Source organism: Acinetobacter sp. MD2, from assembly GCF_035615575.1.
GTDB lineage: Bacteria > Pseudomonadota > Gammaproteobacteria > Pseudomonadales > Moraxellaceae > Acinetobacter.
This window is the reverse complement of sequence record NZ_VTDK01000024.1, coordinates 1-443: the sequence shown is the minus strand read 5'-3', so window position 1 is coordinate 443 and position 443 is coordinate 1. Positions and strand designations below refer to the sequence as shown.

The window sequence follows — 443 nt, the reverse complement described above, 5'->3', positions numbered from 1 at the left end:
GAGATGATGTAAGAGTGCAGCTTCGGCTTGTTTTTGTTGAAATTTATTGAGTTGTCGCCGTTGTGTACGTAATTGTTGGCGTAATTTTTTTAGCTCGATAACAGAAAGGGACATAGGCTGTCTGTACGTAGATAGACGATGTTTGAGTGTAATAAGAATTGTGCAGAAATACAATTTTGCTTATTTTAGGCATAAAAAAACCAGCTTATGCTGGATATTTTATTTGCACCATTTTTAATGATTAAAAATGGTGCCCGAGGCCAGACTCGAACTGGCACGCTTTGTGGGCGGGGGATTTTAAATCCCCTGTGTCTACCGATTTCACCACTCGGGCATGGGCGCAATCATAGAGAATTGGTTTTGACTTGGCAAGAGCTCTTTTGCACATTTGCAGATGTTTTGCTCAAATTTGGCATGTTTGTTGAAAATCAAAGCAATTATAG

At 39.5% G+C, this 443-nt stretch carries 1 tRNA gene; it reads right to left on the bottom strand.

From position 1 onward, the window contains the following. Positions 1-248: 248 nt before the first annotated feature. A tRNA-Leu gene (locus FXN70_RS11945) sits at positions 249-334 on the bottom strand. Positions 335-443: the final 109 nt, after the last annotated feature.